The 17,869-nt window shown below is 69.0% G+C and carries 18 protein-coding genes and 1 riboswitch; of the genes, 11 read left to right on the top strand and 7 right to left on the bottom strand.

The window, feature by feature from the left end; genetic code table 11:
* Window positions 1-41: 41 nt before the first annotated feature.
* The 3 genes from ACZ7LU_RS36420 to ACZ7LU_RS36410 all read left to right on the top strand — a co-directional run bounded on the left by ACZ7LU_RS36420 (window position 42) and on the right by ACZ7LU_RS36410 (window position 1,263).
* Window positions 42-359, top strand: a complete 318-nt coding sequence (locus ACZ7LU_RS36420) for a DUF3618 domain-containing protein (protein ID WP_398298213.1) — start codon at window positions 42-44, stop codon at window positions 357-359.
* A 99-nt stretch (window positions 360-458) separates the two neighbouring features.
* A complete protein-coding gene (locus ACZ7LU_RS36415; protein WP_237695642.1) occupies window positions 459-761 on the top strand; it encodes a GroES family chaperonin in 303 nt (100 codons plus the stop codon).
* 72 nt (window positions 762-833) lie between these two features.
* A riboswitch (guanidine-III (ykkC-III) riboswitch) is annotated at window positions 834-895 on the top strand.
* Between the two features lie 47 nt (window positions 896-942).
* Complete coding sequence (locus tag ACZ7LU_RS36410; protein WP_361166116.1) at window positions 943-1,263, top strand: DMT family transporter; 321 nt, start codon at window positions 943-945, stop codon at window positions 1,261-1,263.
* A gap of 43 nt (window positions 1,264-1,306) precedes the next feature.
* Here ACZ7LU_RS36410 and ACZ7LU_RS36405 read toward each other — a convergent pair whose 3' ends face one another.
* Window positions 1,307-3,931, bottom strand: coding sequence for a transglycosylase domain-containing protein (locus ACZ7LU_RS36405; RefSeq protein WP_471919201.1), 2,625 nt, complete (start codon window positions 3,929-3,931; stop codon window positions 1,307-1,309).
* 208 nt (window positions 3,932-4,139) lie between these two features.
* Between ACZ7LU_RS36405 and ACZ7LU_RS36400 the strand changes: the two genes are divergently transcribed.
* Genes ACZ7LU_RS36400 through ACZ7LU_RS36385 form a run of 4 tightly spaced genes read left to right on the top strand, consistent with a single transcriptional unit; the run spans window position 4,140 to window position 7,523 of the window.
* Window positions 4,140-4,961 carry an ABC transporter permease gene (locus ACZ7LU_RS36400; RefSeq protein ID WP_471919200.1) on the top strand — a complete coding sequence of 274 codons (822 nt, stop codon included), beginning with the start codon at window positions 4,140-4,142 and terminating at the stop codon, window positions 4,959-4,961.
* Window positions 4,954-5,775 (top strand): ABC transporter permease, encoded by an 822-nt coding sequence (locus tag ACZ7LU_RS36395; protein ID WP_468717044.1) that lies wholly within the window; start codon window positions 4,954-4,956, stop codon window positions 5,773-5,775. The genes ACZ7LU_RS36400 and ACZ7LU_RS36395 overlap by 8 nt, the downstream gene beginning before the upstream one ends.
* Before the next feature lie 6 nt (window positions 5,776-5,781).
* On the top strand, window positions 5,782-6,783 hold the full coding sequence (locus ACZ7LU_RS36390; RefSeq protein WP_398298205.1) for an ATP-binding cassette domain-containing protein: 1,002 nt from the start codon (window positions 5,782-5,784) through the stop codon (window positions 6,781-6,783).
* Between the two features lie 11 nt (window positions 6,784-6,794).
* Window positions 6,795-7,523, top strand: a complete 729-nt coding sequence (locus ACZ7LU_RS36385) for a DUF1707 SHOCT-like domain-containing protein (protein WP_471919199.1) — start codon at window positions 6,795-6,797, stop codon at window positions 7,521-7,523.
* 198 nt (window positions 7,524-7,721) lie between these two features.
* On the opposite strand, the gene ACZ7LU_RS36380 is transcribed toward ACZ7LU_RS36385, so the two are convergent.
* Window positions 7,722-9,044 (bottom strand): SGNH/GDSL hydrolase family protein, encoded by a 1,323-nt coding sequence (locus tag ACZ7LU_RS36380; protein WP_468560195.1) that lies wholly within the window; start codon window positions 9,042-9,044, stop codon window positions 7,722-7,724.
* A gap of 349 nt (window positions 9,045-9,393) precedes the next feature.
* On the opposite strand from ACZ7LU_RS36380, the gene ACZ7LU_RS36375 reads away from it, so the two are divergent.
* The 4 genes from ACZ7LU_RS36375 to ACZ7LU_RS36360 all read left to right on the top strand — a co-directional run bounded on the left by ACZ7LU_RS36375 (window position 9,394) and on the right by ACZ7LU_RS36360 (window position 13,957).
* Window positions 9,394-10,674, top strand: a complete 1,281-nt coding sequence (locus ACZ7LU_RS36375; RefSeq protein WP_398298537.1) for a DUF445 domain-containing protein — start codon at window positions 9,394-9,396, stop codon at window positions 10,672-10,674.
* A gap of 256 nt (window positions 10,675-10,930) precedes the next feature.
* Window positions 10,931-12,424 carry an MFS transporter gene (locus tag ACZ7LU_RS36370; RefSeq protein WP_471919198.1) on the top strand — a complete coding sequence of 498 codons (1,494 nt, stop codon included), beginning with the start codon at window positions 10,931-10,933 and terminating at the stop codon, window positions 12,422-12,424.
* Window positions 12,425-12,444: 20 nt separating this feature from the next.
* Entirely contained in the window at window positions 12,445-13,452 is a 1,008-nt protein-coding gene (locus tag ACZ7LU_RS36365) for a GlxA family transcriptional regulator (protein ID WP_471919197.1), read from the top strand.
* 82 nt (window positions 13,453-13,534) lie between these two features.
* Window positions 13,535-13,957, top strand: coding sequence for a hypothetical protein (locus tag ACZ7LU_RS36360; RefSeq protein ID WP_471919196.1), 423 nt, complete (start codon window positions 13,535-13,537; stop codon window positions 13,955-13,957).
* A 40-nt stretch (window positions 13,958-13,997) separates the two neighbouring features.
* Here the strand turns inward: ACZ7LU_RS36360 and ACZ7LU_RS36355 are convergent, their stop codons facing one another.
* From ACZ7LU_RS36355 to ACZ7LU_RS36335, 5 genes are all read right to left on the bottom strand, one after another.
* Entirely contained in the window at window positions 13,998-14,300 is a 303-nt protein-coding gene (locus ACZ7LU_RS36355) for a hypothetical protein (RefSeq protein ID WP_471144719.1), read from the bottom strand.
* A gap of 112 nt (window positions 14,301-14,412) precedes the next feature.
* Window positions 14,413-14,928: a nucleoside deaminase gene (locus tag ACZ7LU_RS36350; RefSeq protein WP_471919195.1), complete on the bottom strand. Its 516-nt coding sequence runs from the start codon at window positions 14,926-14,928 to the stop codon at window positions 14,413-14,415.
* Between the two features lie 49 nt (window positions 14,929-14,977).
* Complete coding sequence (locus ACZ7LU_RS36345) at window positions 14,978-16,033, bottom strand: SRA domain-containing endonuclease (protein WP_471919194.1); 1,056 nt, start codon at window positions 16,031-16,033, stop codon at window positions 14,978-14,980.
* A gap of 707 nt (window positions 16,034-16,740) precedes the next feature.
* Window positions 16,741-16,944 carry a DUF397 domain-containing protein gene (locus ACZ7LU_RS36340; RefSeq protein ID WP_468082737.1) on the bottom strand — a complete coding sequence of 68 codons (204 nt, stop codon included), beginning with the start codon at window positions 16,942-16,944 and terminating at the stop codon, window positions 16,741-16,743.
* The gene (locus ACZ7LU_RS36335) at window positions 16,941-17,789 is read right to left on the bottom strand and encodes a helix-turn-helix domain-containing protein (RefSeq protein ID WP_471919193.1); all 849 of its coding nucleotides are present in this window, start codon (window positions 17,787-17,789) and stop codon (window positions 16,941-16,943) included. Before ACZ7LU_RS36335 ends, ACZ7LU_RS36340 begins: the two co-directional genes overlap by 4 nt.
* Window positions 17,790-17,869: the final 80 nt, after the last annotated feature.

The raw sequence follows: 17,869 nt of genomic DNA, 5'->3' as shown, positions 1-17,869 counted from the left end.
AGTCACGTCCACATCATCGATACGACCACGGAGGCAGCGCGGTGTCGGATGCCAGGACCCCTGCGCAGATCGAGGCGGACATCAAGCGCCGGCGCGACCAGCTGGCCGAGACCCTCGACGAGATCGGGGTGCGCGTCCACCCGAAGACGATCGTCGGTGACGCCAAGGCGAAGGTCGTCTCCAGCGTGGACAACTCCCTCGGCCGGGCGTACGTCGGTGCGAACCGCATCGTCTCGGACGTGCGGGGCCAGCTGGTCTCGGCGGACGGTTCGCCGCGCATCGAGCGGATCGTGCCGGTCGCCCTGGTGGCGGTGGGCCTCGTCGGACTGCTCGTGGTGAGCTCGCGGCGACGTAAGTGAGTACCGACCCGGGAGCCCACGGCCCCGGCCGGGCCAGGTAGGTTCGGGGTCGTGAGCGAGAAGACCTCCCAGACCCACGACGACAAGCTGCCCATTCGCATGCTGCACGACCGCGTGCTCGTGCGGCAGGACACCAGCGAGGGCGAGCGGCGCTCCGGCGGCGGCATCCTGATCCCCGCGACCGCGGCCGTGGGCCGGCGGCTCGCCTGGGCCGAGGTGGTCGCGGTCGGGCAGAACGTCCGGACGGTCGAGACGGGCGACCGGGTCCTGTACGACCCGGAGGACCGCGCCGAGGTCGAGGTGCGGGGCGTGGCCTACGTCCTGATGCGCGAGCGCGATCTGCACGCCGTGGCCGCCGACCGGTTCGAGGGGTCGGAGGACTCGACGGGCCTGTATCTGTAGCGGACGCCCGGGTGAGGGACCTATGACGTGAAGGGCTGGTGACCATCGTCACCAGCCCTTAGCCATGGGCTTTGCTACCTTGGAAGGACCCCGACGAGACGCGCCGTACCGGGTTATCGCAAAGACGACGCACCCCCATCAGGTAACGCGCTGAGCGTTTCTACTCGTCGGAGGTGCCGTCATGGCCTGGGTTCTGTTGATCGTCGCCGGACTGCTCGAAGTGGGCTGGTCGATCGGGATGAAGTACACGGACGGCTTCACGCGGCTGTGGCCCAGCCTGTTCACGGGTGTGGGCATCGTCGCCAGCATGATGCTGCTGTCGCAGGCCGCCAAGACGCTGCCCATCGGTACGGCGTACGGCGTGTGGGTCGGCATCGGCGCGGCCGGTGCGGCGGTGCTCGGCATGGTGATCCTGGGTGAGCCGGTCACCGCCGCCCGGATCTTCTTCGTCTGTCTGCTGCTGGTGGCCGTGGTCGGCCTGAAGGCGACCTCGGGCCACTAGAAGGGGCCGTCGGCCTTGGGCCTCGGGCCACCAGCGGCGTCCGCTAGCCGTCCGTGAGGCCGCCGAGCGCCCCGCCGTCGTCCGTGCCGCCGTCGACCGCTCCTCCTCCGGTGTCGGTGCCGCCACCCGTCGGCCCGCCCTGGGCGCCGCCGTCGGTCGGTCCGCCGTCGGCGGCGCCCCCGTCGGCGGCTCCGCCCGGGTCCTGGCCGCCGGTCTGGTCACCCGTCTGGCCCCCGTCCTGCCCACCGGTCTGACCGCCCGTCTGGCCGCCGCCGTCCTGGCCGCCCGTGGTGGCGCCTCCGCCGGTGTCCTGGCCGCCCGTGGTGGCGCCGCCCGTGTCCTGTCCGCCGTCGGTGGTGGCGCCGCCGTCCGTGGTGCCGCCGGTGCCGGGCTCGTCGACGCCGCCCGTCGTCGGGTCCGGCACCTCGGGCACGTCCGCGCCCTGCTCCAGCTCCAGGTCGAAGTCCTTGACGGGCTTGCCCTCCAGGGCGTCCTTGGTGAACTCCGCCCAGACGCGGGCCGGGTAGCCGCCGCCGTTGATCCGGGGCTCGCCGAGCGCGCCGTACAGCGGGGTGTGGGCGCCGGTCTCGGGGTCCTGGCCCATCACCGCGACGACCGTGGCGAGGTCGGGGGTGTAGCCCGCGAACCAGGCCGCCGTGTCGTTCTCCGCGGTGCCGGTCTTGCCCGCGGCCGGCCGGCCCGCGCCCTGTGCCGCCGTACCGGTGCCGCCCTGGACGACGCTCTGCAGGATCGAGGTGGTGGTGTCGGCGGCCTCACGGCTCACGGCCTGCCGGGTCTTCGGCTCCGGCAGCGTGATCTCGTCGCCGTTCTTGGTGATCTTCTCGACGAGCGTGTACGTGCCGTGCTTGCCGTGGTTCGCCAGCGTCGCGTACGCCTCGGTCATGTCGAGGACGCTCGCGGTGGACGGGCCGAGCGCGATCGACGGGGACGCGGTGAGGTCCGGGGTGGTCCTCGGGACGCCGAGGGCGACGGCGGTGTCCTTGACCTTGTCGGAGCCGACGTCGACGGCCATCTGCGCGTACACCGAGTTCACGGACTTGTCGGTGGCGGTGCGGACGGTGATGTCGCCGTAGTTGACGTGGTCCTCGTTCTCGGGGGCGTACGTGCCGCCGCTCCAGCCCTGGACGGGACGCTTGTTGGTGCCGTCGTAGACGGTGTTCGGGGTGATCGGCCGGCCGTCCTGGGTGACCGAGCCGTTCTCCACCGCCGAGGTGAAGACGAACGGCTTGAACGTGGATCCGACCTGGTAGTCGCGGCGGGTCGCGTTGTTGACGTACTGCTTGGTGTAGTCGATGCCCCCGTACATGGCGACGACCTTGCCGGTGGCCGGGTCGATGGATGCGCCGCCCGCGCGGACGTTCCGGTCGACCTTGCGGGCGTCCTTGTCGACCTTCGACATGACCTCCTCGTCGACGGCCTTCTTGAAGGCGTCCTGGCGGTCCTTCTGGAGGGTCGTGGTGATGCGGTAGCCGCCCTTGGCGAGGGTGTCCTCGTCGATGATCTTGTTGGCCATGAGGTAGTCCTCGACGGCCTTCACGACATAGCCGCGCTGCCCGGACAGGCCGGCCGCGCCCTTGGCCTCGTCGGGCATCGGGAACTTCGTCTTCGCCCGGTCGGCCTTGCTGAGCCAGCCCTCCTTGACCATGCCGTCCAGGACGTAGTTCCAGCGGCCCGCGGCGCGCTGCTTGTTCTCGGGGTGCGTGGCGACGTCGTAGGCGTTGGGGGAGTTGAGGAGGGTGGCGAGGTAGGCGCCCTGGCCGACCGTGAGGTCCTGGACGTTCTTGCCGTAGTAGGCCTGGGCTGCGGCCTGCACGCCGTACGCGTTGCGGCCGAAGTAGCTGGTGTTGAGGTAGCCCTCGAGGATGTCGTTCTTGCTCACCTCGCGGTCCAGCTTGATCGAGATGAAGAACTCCTTCACCTTGCGGGTGACCGTCTGCTCCTGGCCCAGGTAGTAGTTCTTCACGTACTGCTGGGTGATCGTGGAGCCGGACTGCTTGCCCTTGCCGGTGACCGTGTTCCAGGCCGCGCGGATCATCGCCTTCGGGTCGACCGCGGACTCGCCGTAGAAGTCCCGGTCCTCGGCGGCGAGCACGGCGTGCTGGACGGTGAGCGGGACCTGCTTGAGGGGCACCTTCTCGCGGTTGACCTCGCCGTCGCGGGCGATCTGGGTGCCGTCGGAGTACAGGTAGACGTTGCTCTGCTTGGTGGCCGCGGCGTTCGCCGGCGGGATGTCGACCAGCATGTAGCCCGCCATGAAGCCGCCGACGCACAGCAGGACGATCAGGATGAAGCCGCCGAGGACCATGCGCCAGGTCGGGAAGATCCGCCGCCAGCCCTTGCGCTTGGGGCGCTTGGGCTTCTTGGCCTTTTTGGCCTTCGGGCCGTCGCCGGAGTCCGCGGAGGCTTCAGAGGCCATGGAGGCCGCAGAGACTTCAGAGGCCGCCGAGGCCGTGGAGGCTTCGGAGGCCGCGGGGGCTTTGGAGGCCGCGGGGATCGCCTCGGCAGGGGGCGTGTCGGCGGGAGGCGTGGCGTTGTCGGCGGTCGCCGCGTCCTCGGGCGTGTCCTGCGGCTCACGGGGCTTCCAGCCCCGGCGCCCGGCAGGATCCTGCTGCCCGGCAGGACCTTGCTGCTGCGGCTCGTCACTCATGTCTTGCGGAACTCCCGGTTAGCGTCGTACATCCAGCACGCCTCGTAAACCCCATGGCAACCCCATAGCCACCCCATTGCACACCCTGCTCACACACCTTCATGACCAGGCACGCGCCCCACGCCGAAAATGCCTGGCACGAGCGACCCCGATCGCACTAGGCTCCAGCGCTTTGGCCCGGTTCGGGACGAAGCCCACGGTGAAAGGGATGCTCGTGCGTGCAGGACGGTTCCGTTTGTACGCGGCCGTCACCGGAGGGAGCTTCCGCAGGTACGCCACGTACCGGGTGGCGACGGCTGCCGGGGTGTTCACCAATACGGTCTTCGGCCTCATTCTCGCCTACACCTATGTGGCGCTCTGGGACGAGCGGCCGGGGCTCGGCGGCTACGACCAGTCGCAGGCGCTCACCTATGTCTGGCTCGGCCAGGGCCTCCTGACGGCGATGGCGCTGATGGGCGGCGGCTTCGAGAACGAGCTGATCGAGCGCATCCGCACCGGGGACATCGCCGTCGACCTCTACCGGCCCGCCGACCTCCAGGCCTGGTGGCTCGCCACCGACCTCGGCCGGGCCGCCTTCCAGCTGCTCGGGCGGGGGATCGTACCGATGATCTTCGGCGCGCTCGTCTTCGACCTGACGCTGCCCCCGGACGCGCTGGGCTGGCTGGCGTTCCTGGTCGCCGTCCTGCTCGGCACGGTGGTCAGCTTCGCGATCCGATTCCTGGTGGCGCTCTCCGCCTTCTGGCTGACGGACGGCGCCGGCACCACCCAGGTGGCGATGCTCGCCGGCACCTTCTTCTCCGGGATGCTCCTCCCGCTGAACGTCTTCCCCGGGGCGCTCGGCGAGTTCGCCCGCGCGCTGCCCTGGTCGGCGCTGCTCCAGGTGCCCGCCGATGTGTTCCTCGGGGAGTACTCGGGCGCCGGGCTGCTGCGGACGTACGCCTTCCAGCTCGGCTGGGCGGCGGCGCTGCTCACGGCCGGGCGGCTGCTGCAGGGCGTGGCCACGCGACGGGTGGTGGTCCAGGGTGGCTGACCTGCGACAGGCCCGGGAGGGGCTGCGTGCCTACCGGCTGATCTCCGCCATGTGGATCCGCTCCCTCATGGCCTACCGCGTGTCGTTCGCGATGACGGCGCTCGGCAACTTCGCGGTGACCGCGTTCGACTTCGTGGCCATCCTGCTGATGTTCTCCCAGGTGGACAGGCTCGGCGGGTACTCGCTCTCCGAGATCGCGTTCCTGTACGGCGCATCGTGCACCGCGTTCGGCCTCGCCGACCTGGCCATCGGGTCCATGGACCGGCTCGGCAGACGGGTGCGCGACGGCACGCTCGACACGCTCCTGGTGCGGCCCGCCCCGGTCATCGCGCAGGTCGCCGCCGACCGCTTCGGGCTGCACAGGATCGGCCGCCTCACGCAGGGCGCGCTGGTCCTCGCGTACGCGCTCGTGGCCCTGGACATCGACTGGACGCCGCTGAAGGTCCTGATGGTGCCGCTGATGCTGCTGAGCGGGGCGGGCATCTTCGGGGCCCTGTTCGTGGCGGGCGGCGCCTTCCAGTTCCTGGCGCAGGACGCGGCCGAGGTGCAGAACGCCTTCACGTACGGCGGTACGACACTGCTCCAGTATCCGCCGACCGTCTTCGCCAAGGACCTGGTGCGCGGCGTCACCTTCATTCTGCCGCTCGCCTTCGTCAACTGGCTGCCCGCGCTGTACGTCCTCGGGCGGCCCTATCCGCTGGACCTGCCGACGTGGGTGGCGTTCACGCCGCCGCTGGTGGCCGCGGGGTGCCTCGCGCTCGCCGGCCTCGCCTGGCGCACCGGACTCCGTTCGTACCGCAGCACAGGAAGCTGAACCGCCTTGCACACAGACCTGACGGACCTGCCCACAGACCGGACGGACCTCATCGAGCTGGACGGCGTCGAGAAGGTCTTCGACGTACGCAGGAAGACGGGTTTCCTGCGCCGCGAGCGGCACCAGGTGCGGGCCGTGGACAACATCTCCTTCACCGTGCCGCGCGGCGAGATGGTCGGCTACATCGGCCCGAACGGCGCGGGCAAGTCGACGACGATCAAGATGCTGACGGGCATCCTCACACCGAGCGGCGGCCGCCTGCGGGTGGCGGGCATCGACCCGTCGCGGGAGCGCGCGAAGCTCGCCCGCCGCATCGGCGTCGTCTTCGGCCAGCGCACGACGCTCTGGTGGGACCTGCCGCTGATCGACTCGTACCGCCTGATGCACCGCATGTACCGCATCCCGGACGCTCGTTACGCCGAGAACCTCGACCGCTGCGTGGAACTCCTGGAGCTCTCCGCCCTGTTGGACGTCCCGGTACGCCAGCTCTCCCTCGGCCAGCGGATGCGCGGCGACATCGCGGCGGCGCTGCTGCACGACCCCGAGGTGCTGTACCTGGACGAGCCGACGATCGGCCTCGACGTCATCAGCAAGGCGAAAGTCCGTGGTTTCCTGCGGGACTTGAACGAGGAGGCGGGGACGACGGTCCTCCTCACCACCCACGACCTGACCGACATCGAGCAGCTCTGCAAGCGGGTGATGGTGATCGACCACGGGCGCCTGATGTACGACGGTCCGCTGGCGGGCCTGCACGAGGTGGGCGAGAGCGAGCGCACGCTGGTCGTGGACTTCGAACGCGAACTCCCGCCGATCGAGGTCGAATCGGAGTCGGCACGGGTGGTGAAGGTGGAGGGACCGCGGCAGTGGCTCGCCTTCCCGGCGGCGGAGTCGGCAGCTCCGCTTGTCGCACGGATCGCGGCACGCTATCCGCTGGCCGATCTCTCGGTCAGGGAACCGGACATCGAGGCGGTCATCGCGAAGATGTACGCCGAGAAGCCGACCTCGTAGGCTTCTGATTTATGAGTGACGACCTCACCGACCTGCCCAGCATCCCCGACCGGCCGGCCCTCCCCGACCTGCGGGCATCGGACGCCGACCGCGAGCGGGTGGCCGAACAGCTCCGGGACGCGATGGCCGAGGGCCGCCTCGACATGACGGAGTTCGAGGAGCGCCTGGACGCGACGTACAAGGCCCGTACGTACGGGGAGCTTGAGCCCCTCACCCGCGACCTGCCCTCGCACGGCGCCAAGGTGTCCATGGTGAAGCGGCCGGCCGGCGACAACCCCGCCGCCATCGACTGGGCCGAGCGGATGACGACCGGCGAACCGACGTCGACCGTCGGGATCGCCATCTGGAGCGGGTTCAGCCGCAAGGGCGGCTGGGTGGTCGGCCGGCAGTTCACCGGGTTCGCGCTGTGGGGCGGCGGCGACATCGACCTGCGCGAGGCACGGTTCACGGAGCGCGACGTCGAGATCCGCTGCTTCACGATCATGGGCGGCCTGCAGGTCACCGTGCCGCCCGAGATGACCGTCGTCGTCAAGGGCTTCGGCATCATGGGCGGCTTCGACGACAGGGCGACGGGTGAGGGCACGCCCGACTCGCCCCGCGTGGTGGTCAAGGGTTTCGCCCTGATGGGCGGCGTAGGCGTCGACCGAAAAATCCGCAAGGCCGAAAAACTCCGCCTGAAGGAAGAACGCCGCAAAGAAAAACTCCAACGCAAGGAGTCCCGCCGCCAGATCGACCCCTGACCCAGCACGTGACGCACCGAGCCCCCCGGCTACCCCAGGGGCGCGGGGAACTGCGCAACTCCAGCCCGGCCGACCCACAGTCAAGGCGCCGAGCACTCCGGGTAGCTCAGGGGCGCGGGGAACTGCGCGACCAGCCACAACCGACCCGCAGACAAAACCCCGCCCCCGGAGCCCCCGGGAAATCAGAGCTCAGGGAAATCAGAGCTCAGCCGCAGCCGACCCCTTCAGATCAGACAGATTGAACGTCTCCGCCATCCGGCGGAACCCCGCATCGGACGGATGCAAATGATCCCCGGAGTCATACTGCTTCCGCAGCCTCCGCGGATCGTACGGATCCCGCAACGCCCGGTCGAAGTCGACGACCTCGTCGAAGACCTTCCCGGAGCGGATCTCCGCGTTGACGGCCTGGCGCACGTCCTCCAGGGCGGGCTCGTACCCCCGGTGCCCCCCGAACGGCATGAGCGTCGCCCCGACGACCCGCAGCCCGCGCGTGTGCGCCTGCCGCGTCAGCTCGCGCAGCCCCTCGACGATCCGGTCGGGATCGTTCTGGTGCGGGTTGCGCAGGATGTCGTTGACGCCGAGCGCGATGACCACGGCCTTGACGCCGGTCCGGTCCAGCACGTCCCGGTCGAAGCGGGAGAGCCCGCTCGGGTTGACGGCGGGGTTGCCGTTCCCGTCGGAGAGGATGCGGTTGCCGCTGATGCCCTGGTTGGCGACGCCGTAGCGGGGCGCGCCCGACTCGGTGCGCAGCCGGTCGGCGAGGACGTCGGTCCAGCGCCGGTTGGCCCCCATCGTGGACGAGATGCCGTCGGTGATGGAGTCGCCGAAGACGACGACGGTGCCGTCGGTCTCGTTGCTGAGGACGTCCACCGCGGAGAGGTAGCGCCAGTACGGGCTCTGCTCGGTGTACGCGTCGCCCAGCTGGTCCTCGGTGCGGTCGCCCTCCGCGACGTAGCTGATCTGGCGCGCGTGCGGGTGGTAGGTGACCGGGCCGGACGGGGTCGGTGAGTACGTCGTGACGAGCAGGTCCGCGTCGTGCGGGACCCGGAGCCGCGCCGCGTCGCTCATCACCTGGGCGCCCGGCGGGATCACCACCGACGTGTTGCCGTTGAAGGTGAGCCTGCGCAGCGTGCCGGCCGCCGCGGCGGGGCTGTTCGACGCGGAGGCGAGGGCGATCGAGGCGTGCGTGATGCTGAGCGGTGTGGTCCCGTACAGGTTCGAAAGGGTGATGCGGGCGCTGGTGCCGCCGACGCTGGTGTGCACCACATTGCGGATCGAGCGGCCGGCGAACCCCTTCTGCGCCGTGCCCGGTTCGGACCCCGCGGGCGAGGCGGACCAGGAGCCGACCCAGATGCCGGAGGAGGCGGGTGCGGCGGAGTTGCGGGGGTTGCGGCCACCGGCGCTGATGGTGTCCTGCGAGCCGTCGTCCGTGCCGGAGACGCCGATGTATATGGCGCCTGAAATCACCACTATGACCGCGAGAACCGCGGCGAGAAGGGCATAACCGTGTCGCTTGGTCATGCGGGCTCTTTCTCCTCGGGCAGGGGGAGCCCCGAGGCTCCGGTGTGATCACCCCATGATGCGGCATGGGCCGGGAGACGGCCGACAGTGCCCCCCTCCGCTCTTTCAGACGCCGGGAACTTGTCGTTCGTTCCAGGAGTAGGTCAGAAGGGACGTAGAACACAGGGCATGGGAACGGCGGCAGGGGAACAGTGGCAGGGGAGCAGTGCGGACGAGGACGACGCGAACGGGCCGGGTGGAGTGAGTGGAACGCGCAAATGCGGAGGGTTCGACCGAGCGGGACGGCGCTTTCGGTGCCGATAACCCCACAAATGGCCCAAAGGGGCCCATACGGAAACCCGTGGGGCCCATGAAGGGCGGCCTCGGCGGCCTCGCCTACAGCCCCGCCGACGAGGAGAAGCGCCGGGGCGTCCGCCGCATGAAGATCACGGCGACGGGACTGCTCGTCCTGGTCGCCGTCGTCTACGTACTCGCGAAGTGGGCGCAGCACTCCGGAGCGGGCGCCTGGGCGGGGTATGTCGCCGCGGCGGCCGAGGCGGGCATGGTCGGCGCGCTCGCCGACTGGTTCGCGGTCACGGCGCTCTTCCGTCACCCGCTCGGCCTGCCCATCCCGCACACGGCGATCATCCCGAACAAGAAGGACCAGCTGGGCGCCTCCCTGGGCGACTTCGTGGGGGAGAACTTCCTCTCCGCCGATGTCGTACGAGGCCGCCTGCGCGCGGTCGGCATCGGCAGCCGCCTCGGCACCTGGCTCGCGCAGCCCGAACACGCCGACCGGGTGACCGCCGAACTGGCCACGGCCCTGCGCGGCGCGCTGACCGTGCTGCGCGACTCGGACGTGCAGGCCGTCGTCGGCGAGGCCATCACGCGGCGGGCCGACGCCCAGGAGATCGCCCCGGGCATGGGCAAGATGCTGGAGAAGGTCGTCGCGGACGGCGGCCACAAGCGGGTCGTGGACCTCGTCTGCGTACGCGCGCACGACTGGCTCGTCGAGCACGGCGACTCGGTGATGGACGCGGTGCAGGGCGGGGCGCCCGGCTGGACGCCGCGGTTCGTCGACAAGCGGGTCGGCGAGCGGGTCTACAAGGAACTGCTCCGCTTCGTCACCGAGATGCGGGACATGCCGGGGCACCCGGCGCGGGGCGCCGTCGACCGGTTCCTCGCCGACTTCGCCGCCGACCTGCAGTCCGACTCGGACACGCGGGAGCGCGTGGAGCGGCTGAAGCGCGAGGTCCTCGGACGCGGTGAGGTGCAGGACCTCATCGCCTCCGCCTGGTCGGCCGTGCGCGCCATGATCGTGGCCGCGGCGGAGGACGAGCGCAGCGAGCTGCGGCTGCGCGTGCGGGCGTCGCTGCTGTCGCTCGGCGCGCGGATGGCGAAGGACGGCCGGCTCCAGCAGAAGGTCGACGGCTGGGTCGAGGGCGCCGCGGTGTACGTGGTGACGACGTACCGCGACGAGATCACCTCGCTCATCAGTGACACCGTGGCCGGCTGGGATGCCGAGCACACCTCGAAGAAGATCGAGGCGCACATCGGCCGTGACCTGCAGTTCATCCGGATCAACGGCACGGTGGTCGGCTCCCTGGCGGGGCTCGCGATCTATACGGTGTCGCGGCTGCTGGGGGCGTAGCGGCTGCCGGGCGTGGGGCATGGGCGTACGTCTCAGGCGTACGTCTCAGGCGTACGCCTGAGGGGGGCGACGCGGGTCGGCGAGCGTGATCGGGGGATCGCTGGGCACTCTGGAGGAGCCCCTCGGCGTAGAGGTGGCCGTCGCCCGGTGGTGCGGGGTCGCAGCCCGTGTCCCGCGTAACGCGTCCGGCGCAACGCGACCGGCGTAACGCGTCCCGCGTCCGGCGACGTGGCTGCAGCGGAAGGAGTCACCCGCCATGACCGCGTCGTCCACGCCCGCGGAACCGCGTGACCAAGAGGGCTCGGGCAACACCGTCACCACCGCCGTCCCCGCCCGCCTGGACCGGCTGCCCTGGTCCCGCTGGCACTGGATGATCGTGATCGGCCTCGGCACGGTCTGGATCCTGGACGGCCTCGAAGTCACCACGGTCGGCAACATCGCGAGCCGCCTCTCCGAGGAAGGCAGCGGTCTTGCGATCAGCTCGGCCCAGGTCACCGGCCTCGCGGCGGCCCTCTACGTGGCGGGCGCCTGCGCCGGTGCGCTGTTCTTCGGGCGCCTCACCGACAAGTACGGCCGCAAGAAGCTCTTCATGGTCACCCTCGCGGTGTACCTCGCCGCCACGGCCCTCACGGCGCTCTCCTTCGACGCCTGGTGGTTCTTCCTCTTCCGGTTCCTGACGGGCTTCGGCATCGGCGGGGAGTACGCGGCGATCAACTCGGCCATCGACGAGCTCATCCCGTCCAAGTACCGGGGCCGCGTCGACCTGATCATCAACGGCAGCTACTGGCTGGGCGCGATCGGCGGCTCGCTGCTCTCGGTCGTCATGCTCAACACGAGCATCTTCCCGAAGGACCTGGGCTGGCGGCTGACGTTCGCCCTCGGCGTCGTACTCGGCCTGGTGATCCTCCTCGTACGCCGCCACGTCCCGGAGAGCCCGCGCTGGCAGCTGATCCACGGGCACGGGGAGAAGGCAGAGGAACTCGTCTCGTCGGTGGAACGGGAGATCGAGGAGGAGAAGGGCAAGCCGCTGCCGCCGCCCGACCGCGAGATCACCATCCACCAGCGCAAGAGCATCGGCTTCGGCCTCATCGCGAAGACGGTGTTCCGCGACTACCCGAAGCGCGCGACCCTCGGTCTGTCCCTCTTCATCGGCCAGGCGTTTCTCTACAACGCGATCACGTTCGGCTTCGGCGCGATCCTGACCAAGTTCTACGACGTCCCGTCGGGCAGCACCGGCTACTACTTCGCCGTCATCGCGGCGGGCAACTTCCTCGGCCCGCTCTTCCTCGGCAAGCTCTTCGACACGGTCGGCCGCCGCATCATGATCTCTTCCACATACATCCTCTCCGGCCTCCTCCTCTTCGCCACGGCCTGGCTCTTCGACCGCGGCTCGCTGAGCGCGGCGACGCTCACGGCCTGCTGGTGCGTGGTCCTGTTCTTCGCGTCGGCGGGCGCGAGCAGCGCGTACCTCACGGTCTCCGAGATCTTCCCGATGGAGACCCGAGCCATGGCCATCGCCTTCTTCTACGCGGTGGGCACGGCGGCAGGCGGCATCAGCGGCCCCCTGATCTTCGCCAAGCTGACGGAGTCGGGAGTCGTCGGCGACACGGTCCTGGCCTTCCAGATCGGCGCGGGCCTGATGTGCGCGGCGGGCCTGGTGGCGGCGGCGCTCGCGGTGCGGGCGGAGCGGAGGTCCCTTGAGGACATCGCGACACCCCTGTCGGCGACGACGGCGCCGACGGCGAAGTGAGGGGCCGCTAGGTTCTGCTCATGGCCATGAGTTCCGGGACGCACGGGGTGGCGGTGCTCGTACGAGACGGCGTACTGCCCATGGAACTGGGCCTGGTGCACCAGCTGTTCGGCGGCGCGCGGGGCCCGGCGGGGGAGCGGCTGTACGAGGTGCGGACGTGCGCGGTGACGGGTCCGGGCATGATCCGCACGGACGCGGACTTCCCGGTGGGCGCACCGCACGGCCCGGAGGCGCTGGCCTGGGCGGACACGGTGATCGTGCCCGCCTCGCACGAGGAGGACGAGCAACTGCCCCCGGGCGGCCTGCCGGCACCGCTGGCACGGGCACTGGAATCGGCGTCAGGGGCGAGGCTGGCGTCGATCTGCACGGGAGCGTTCGTCCTGGCGGCGGCGGGTCTGCTGGACGGCCGCAGGGCGACGACGCACTGGTTGTCGGCGGACTTGTTCGCCCGTACGTTCCCCTCGGTGACGGTCGACCCCGATGTCCTGTACGTGGACGAGGGCCGGATCCTCACCTCGGCGGGGGAGGCAGCGGGCGTGGACCTGTGCCTCCACATGATCCGCGGGGACCACGGCGCGGCGGTGGCGGCGGACGTGGCACGCCGCACGGTGGTGCCGCCGCACAGGGAGGGCGGCCAGGCGCAGTACATCCAACGGCCGGTTCCGGTCCGGGAGTCGACATCGACGACGAGCGCGGCGCGGGCGTGGGCGGAGGAGCACCTGTCCGACCCGCTGACGCTGGGTGAGCTGGCCGCCAGGGCCTCGATGAGCGTACGCACGTTCAGCCGCCGCTTCCGCGAGGAGACGGGCCTGACGCCGATGCAGTGGCTGACGCAGCGGAGGGTCGACCGCGCGCGGGAACTCCTCGAATCCACGGACCACACGGTGGACCGGGTGGCGACGGAGGCGGGCTTCGGCACGGCGGCGTCGCTGAGGGCGCACTTCGTGGCGGGGGTGGGGGTATCACCGGCGACGTACAGATCAACGTTCCGCGGCCAGGCCCCACTTCGGAAATGCCGAAGGGGCTGAGAGCTCAGCCCCTCCGAGGCGCTCCGGGAATGAGTACGCGTACTCTGTCGTGCCACGCGGCCGGGACGGCACCGTCGTACACATGAACGCGACGCTGATACCGCTCCGGCACACGGCACCGCTCCCCAGATACGCGACCCGCCTCCTGGGCGCGGCGCTGGCGGCCACGGCATACGTGGCGTGCCTCCCCTGGGACCTGCGCAACCGCGCGGAAACCGCGGGCGCACTCAACGAAACGTCCCCGGTGACGACGTCAGGAGCAGCACTCCTGGCCCTGTCGCTCCTGACCCTCGCGGCCTACTTCGGCATCAGAGACCGCCTTGTATGGACGCTACTGGTGGTGGCGGCTCCACCGGCGACGCTGATGTACGCCTCCTTCAACTCCCACCCCACGCAGGACGCGACCGCGTGGCCACTGGCGTGGGCGTTCTGCACGCTGGTGATGGGGGTGGGGGCGTTGGTGACGGCGGGGGCGGCGCGAAGCGCGGCCCGCCGCAAGGCATGAGGCAGGGCTGGGCCGCAGCACCCGCGCCCGCCCCCTCCCCTCAACTACGGCGGTCGGCGAGGACCCAGGAGGCGACCCCGACCCCACCCGCGACGCCGAACACGGCGGGCCAGGCGCCCACCTTCTTGGCGAGAGGATGCGACCCGGCGAACCCGGCGACGTAGGCCGCGCTGAGCGCGGCGGCGGTCTTCGCGCCGGCGGCCTCGCGCCACTGCCGAGCGGCGACGACTCCCGCGGCGGCGAGCACGGCGCCCCCGAGGGGCCGCTTCTTGGTGAACCGGGCGGTGGCGTACCCCCCGACCAGCCCACTCGCAGCCACGACTGCGCCGGGAATCCTCGCCATGATTTATCCGCCTCTCGGTATTACACCCACATTGTCTGTCTACGGATGAGGCTAACGCGGAGCAATGAGACGGCGGCCGACCCCCTCAGAGCTTCGGCTCAGGTTGGCACCCTCAAAGCTTCGGCTCGACCGGCTCCGGCTGCTCGGCGGCCCACGCGGCGAGCACCCCGACCGCATCGGACCGGACCTCCCCTTCGACGGGCACCTCGTCCAACAACCGCCGCTCCCTGTTGGGCAGCGCCAGCTCCCGATAGAACTGCAGGTCCGGGTGCCCGTTGCGGGCAGCGTCGTGCCGGTCGGCGGCGTAGACGAGACGACTGATCCCCGCCCAGTAACAGGCGGTGAGACACATGGGACAGGGCTCGCAACTGGAGTACAGCGTCGCCCCCTCCAAGAGATACGTCCCGAGCCGCTGCCCCGCGTCGCGCAGGGCATTGACCTCAGCATGAGCGGTCGCATCACATGACTCGACGACAGAGTTGCTCCCGGTCCCCACGACTTCCCCACCCTGGACGACGACGGCCCCGAAGGGCTTCTTGCTGCTGCCCTCCTCAAGCGAGCGCCGAGAGTTGGCGATGGCCATGTCCAGGAACTTGCGGTCTTGGTCGTTCTCACGGGCGTAAGGCACGGATCTCCCTCTCCATCGACACATCGAGCAGAACCACCGTAACTCGGCCCTAACGGGCGAGTGCAGGGCATTCAGCGCAGGGGTATGTCGGGTTCTCCGACATGCTGAATGTGGGACTTGAGCTGGAGAACTCGATGAATTCTCCAGCTTCGTCGCGATATATAATGCCGACGTTATTCGCTGCGAGAAGATCGCGAATGTCGTCATCAGGCAAGCCAGGCAGGAGGACCATGCGCCGCAGTGGCCTGTTGTCGGTTGACTCCACGTATCTACTGATTTCCAAGAGCTGTACAAAGGCGTCCTTGGTTGCCTGGCGGGAGGCGCTTCCGGAAGGTTCGTAGACGGCATGCTGGGTCTCGTCGAACAGTTCGGCGACTAGGGTGTCTTCGAGGCCTCGGGCCCGCACTTCAAGACGGCCAACGGAGTGTTGATCACCGCTGAGTGTGGCTGCATAGTCAACAGTCAAGTCCTCCCGTGTCTGAGCAGCAGCAGTTGCCGCCGAGGCGTCCCGCCCGCCGACTACCCTCCCTCGCTTGGGCGCCCTCGGGCGGCGTAGTGCCCCGCCTCGGACGAAGGTCACTTTCGTCTCCCGCGCGGGCGGAATTACGTCATCCTCCGACCGGTAGAATTCCCCGATAGGTCGCAGACGGAAAACGATGACATCGCGCTCTGTTTGGTTCTCGTCGAGCGCGCGGCGTATGACATACGGTCGATCTTCATCGACCCCGAAAGCCCCTATATAGCGGTGGGTCCTGATGCCCGTGCCCGGGACCTTTCCAGCCGCGATAAATAGATGAAGTATGCGCCCATCAGTGGCGTGCAGGGCAATCGCCGCGTTCCCTGACCCGCGCAGCCCTTCGAACGACTGGTTTCCGACAGCGCCCGCACCTGTGTACTCGAAAATGGGGCCAAATCTATCCGGCTCCCGCAGCCACCCGTCCCGGTACCCGTACTTCTCGCCAGCGCTGATGTCGGAGTAGAGAACTACCGTTCCCTTCTCCCTTGACGGGCAGATACCCCCTTGGGGGCTTCCTCCCAGTTCCGCACGAATTTCCGCACGTGTACGGATGTCTCCGGGTCTGAACGAAGGGGCGAGAGTCGTCATGCCTCAGAGGCTAGTCGGCCCGATCCAGCCTGAGAGTGAGGGGGCAAGGGGCCAAGCCAGGGGGGCCGTTGGGGCGTACTGGCGAGTCGGGGATGATGAACTCATGGACCAAGGACTCGCTGCGGTGATAGCTGGAGTGTCCGGAACCGCGGGGGCCGTCGCAGGCGCTTTCATCGGCGCGCTCGCTGGCCTCCGAGGCGCTCGCATTGGCGGAGAGAAGACAGTGGAGTCCGCTCGACTGCAGGTTGAGGGACAAGCTGCTGCCGGGCATGTCCAATGGGTTCGCAGCCAACAGCAGCAGGTCTACGCGAAGTTGCTCGACGCGCACTCCGCGGTGGAGGACTCGCTGCGTCGAGCAGCGGCTGGCGTGCGCGGGGGCGGAGTTCTCGCAAGCGACGCCCGTACTGAACTCGGTTCGCGCATATTGGCTATGCAGCCCTGCCTCAACCAACTCGCTCTGTGGGGGCCGCAGGAGGTGGTGGATCTCGCTCAGCTACTCAGAGCCGAGACGGCTGAGGCAGCACAGGCTCTCGTCGACGCTCAGCGTGGGATGCCCCAGACCGCAGGAGACCTGGACTCACGCTGGACCCAGTGGGAGCGAAAAATGCAGGTCGTGGCAGATCACCGCGCCCTCTTCCTGGAACGTGCCGGGGAGGTAGTCCGAGGTACGGAGCAGTCAGCCACCTAGAAGCTGAGCGGTTCGCTAGCTAGGCATCGATGGACTTCGCATCGCGAACGGCGCCTATGAAGCCCTCCCAGGCGCGAGCGCCCACGGTAATGCAAGGTCGCGTAGGCACCTTGGAGTCCCTCACGACAATGTCAGTCGACAACTGGGCGACCTCGACACACTCCCCGCCCATGCCATTGCTGTAACTGCTCTTCCGCCACTGGACGGTTGGAAGTGAGGTCATAGGGAGTGCTCCTTCAGGATTTGCTTGATCAGCAATACTGAGCGCTGTGGGCCGAGGGCCAAGGCCCTGAGGTGGTCGAAGGCCTTCGAGTAGAGGGCGACGTCCCTGGGCTCCTCGAGATAGACGGAGTCCGTCAGTCCTTCCCGGTACACCACGTCTGGGTCCTCTTGTTCCGGGAAGCCGAGCACAGTGAACGACCCGGTCGTGGGGTATGCGCCTGCGTCAAACGGCAAGACCTGGACCGTCACGTTCCTCAGCTCCGCCATTTCCAGCATACGTTCGAGCTGGCCGGCCATGACCCGCCGATTTCCGACGACATGCATCAGCGTGCTCTGGTGTACGACTGTCCACAGGTCAGGAGGGTAGTCGCCTACCAACAGAGCCTGGCGTCGCATGCGTACGTCGACCATCCGCTGGATCTCGTCGGCTGTGTGATCGACCCAGGAGCGACTCAACTCCGTTGCATAGTCATGCGTTTGAAGCAAGCCGGGGATGAACTCTCCCTGATAGCTACGCAGGCCGGATGCCGCCTGCTCCAGTCCCACGTAGACGGAGAACCAGGAGGGGACAGCAGTCCCGTGGGCGTGCCACCAACCCTTTGTCTTGGACTCCTTGGCCAGGGACTTGAGCAGGTCGCGCAGTTCATCCGAGGTTTCGTAGAAGCGGCACAGAGCGTCCACATCGGATGGTTGGACCCGCCCCTGCCCCGTCTCCATGCGGTTCACCTTGGAGCTGCTCCAGTCCAGCGCTTTGCCGACCTGGTTGCAGGTGAAGCCGTTCTCCTCGCGCAGCCTCTTGACCTCGATCGCCAGTCGTCGGCGGCGTGCGGTGGGCGAACCGGACACGTCAACTCCTCTTGCTGTAGCGGATGTGCCATCACATCGGAAGTGGCGCCAACTTCCAATCACTCCATCAGGGGAATCTC

The sequence above is a fragment of the Streptomyces sp. NPDC039462 genome, from assembly GCF_055639375.1.
This window is presented reverse-complemented; position numbering and strand designations above follow the sequence as displayed.

What these genes read in the sequence shown, in the direction of transcription:
- ACZ7LU_RS36345 (WP_471919194.1), bottom strand. Translation starts at nt 16,033, where the DNA reads ATGACGACTCTCGCCCCTTCGTTCAGACCCGGAGACATCCGTACACGT.
- ACZ7LU_RS36375 (WP_398298537.1), top strand. Translation starts at nt 9,394, where the DNA reads ATGAAGGGCGGCCTCGGCGGCCTCGCCTACAGCCCCGCCGACGAGGAG.
- ACZ7LU_RS36340 (WP_468082737.1), bottom strand. Translation starts at nt 16,944, where the DNA reads ATGACCTCACTTCCAACCGTCCAGTGGCGGAAGAGCAGTTACAGCAAT.
- ACZ7LU_RS36385 (WP_471919199.1), top strand. Translation starts at nt 6,795, where the DNA reads ATGAGTGACGACCTCACCGACCTGCCCAGCATCCCCGACCGGCCGGCC.
- ACZ7LU_RS36380 (WP_468560195.1), bottom strand. Translation starts at nt 9,044, where the DNA reads ATGACCAAGCGACACGGTTATGCCCTTCTCGCCGCGGTTCTCGCGGTC.
- ACZ7LU_RS36355 (WP_471144719.1), bottom strand. Translation starts at nt 14,300, where the DNA reads ATGGCGAGGATTCCCGGCGCAGTCGTGGCTGCGAGTGGGCTGGTCGGG.
- ACZ7LU_RS36360 (WP_471919196.1), top strand. Translation starts at nt 13,535, where the DNA reads ATGAACGCGACGCTGATACCGCTCCGGCACACGGCACCGCTCCCCAGA.
- ACZ7LU_RS36400 (WP_471919200.1), top strand. Translation starts at nt 4,140, where the DNA reads ATGCTCGTGCGTGCAGGACGGTTCCGTTTGTACGCGGCCGTCACCGGA.
- ACZ7LU_RS36370 (WP_471919198.1), top strand. Translation starts at nt 10,931, where the DNA reads ATGACCGCGTCGTCCACGCCCGCGGAACCGCGTGACCAAGAGGGCTCG.
- ACZ7LU_RS36410 (WP_361166116.1), top strand. Translation starts at nt 943, where the DNA reads ATGGCCTGGGTTCTGTTGATCGTCGCCGGACTGCTCGAAGTGGGCTGG.
- ACZ7LU_RS36415 (WP_237695642.1), top strand. Translation starts at nt 459, where the DNA reads ATGCTGCACGACCGCGTGCTCGTGCGGCAGGACACCAGCGAGGGCGAG.
- ACZ7LU_RS36405 (WP_471919201.1), bottom strand. Translation starts at nt 3,931, where the DNA reads ATGAGTGACGAGCCGCAGCAGCAAGGTCCTGCCGGGCAGCAGGATCCT.
- ACZ7LU_RS36365 (WP_471919197.1), top strand. Translation starts at nt 12,445, where the DNA reads ATGGCCATGAGTTCCGGGACGCACGGGGTGGCGGTGCTCGTACGAGAC.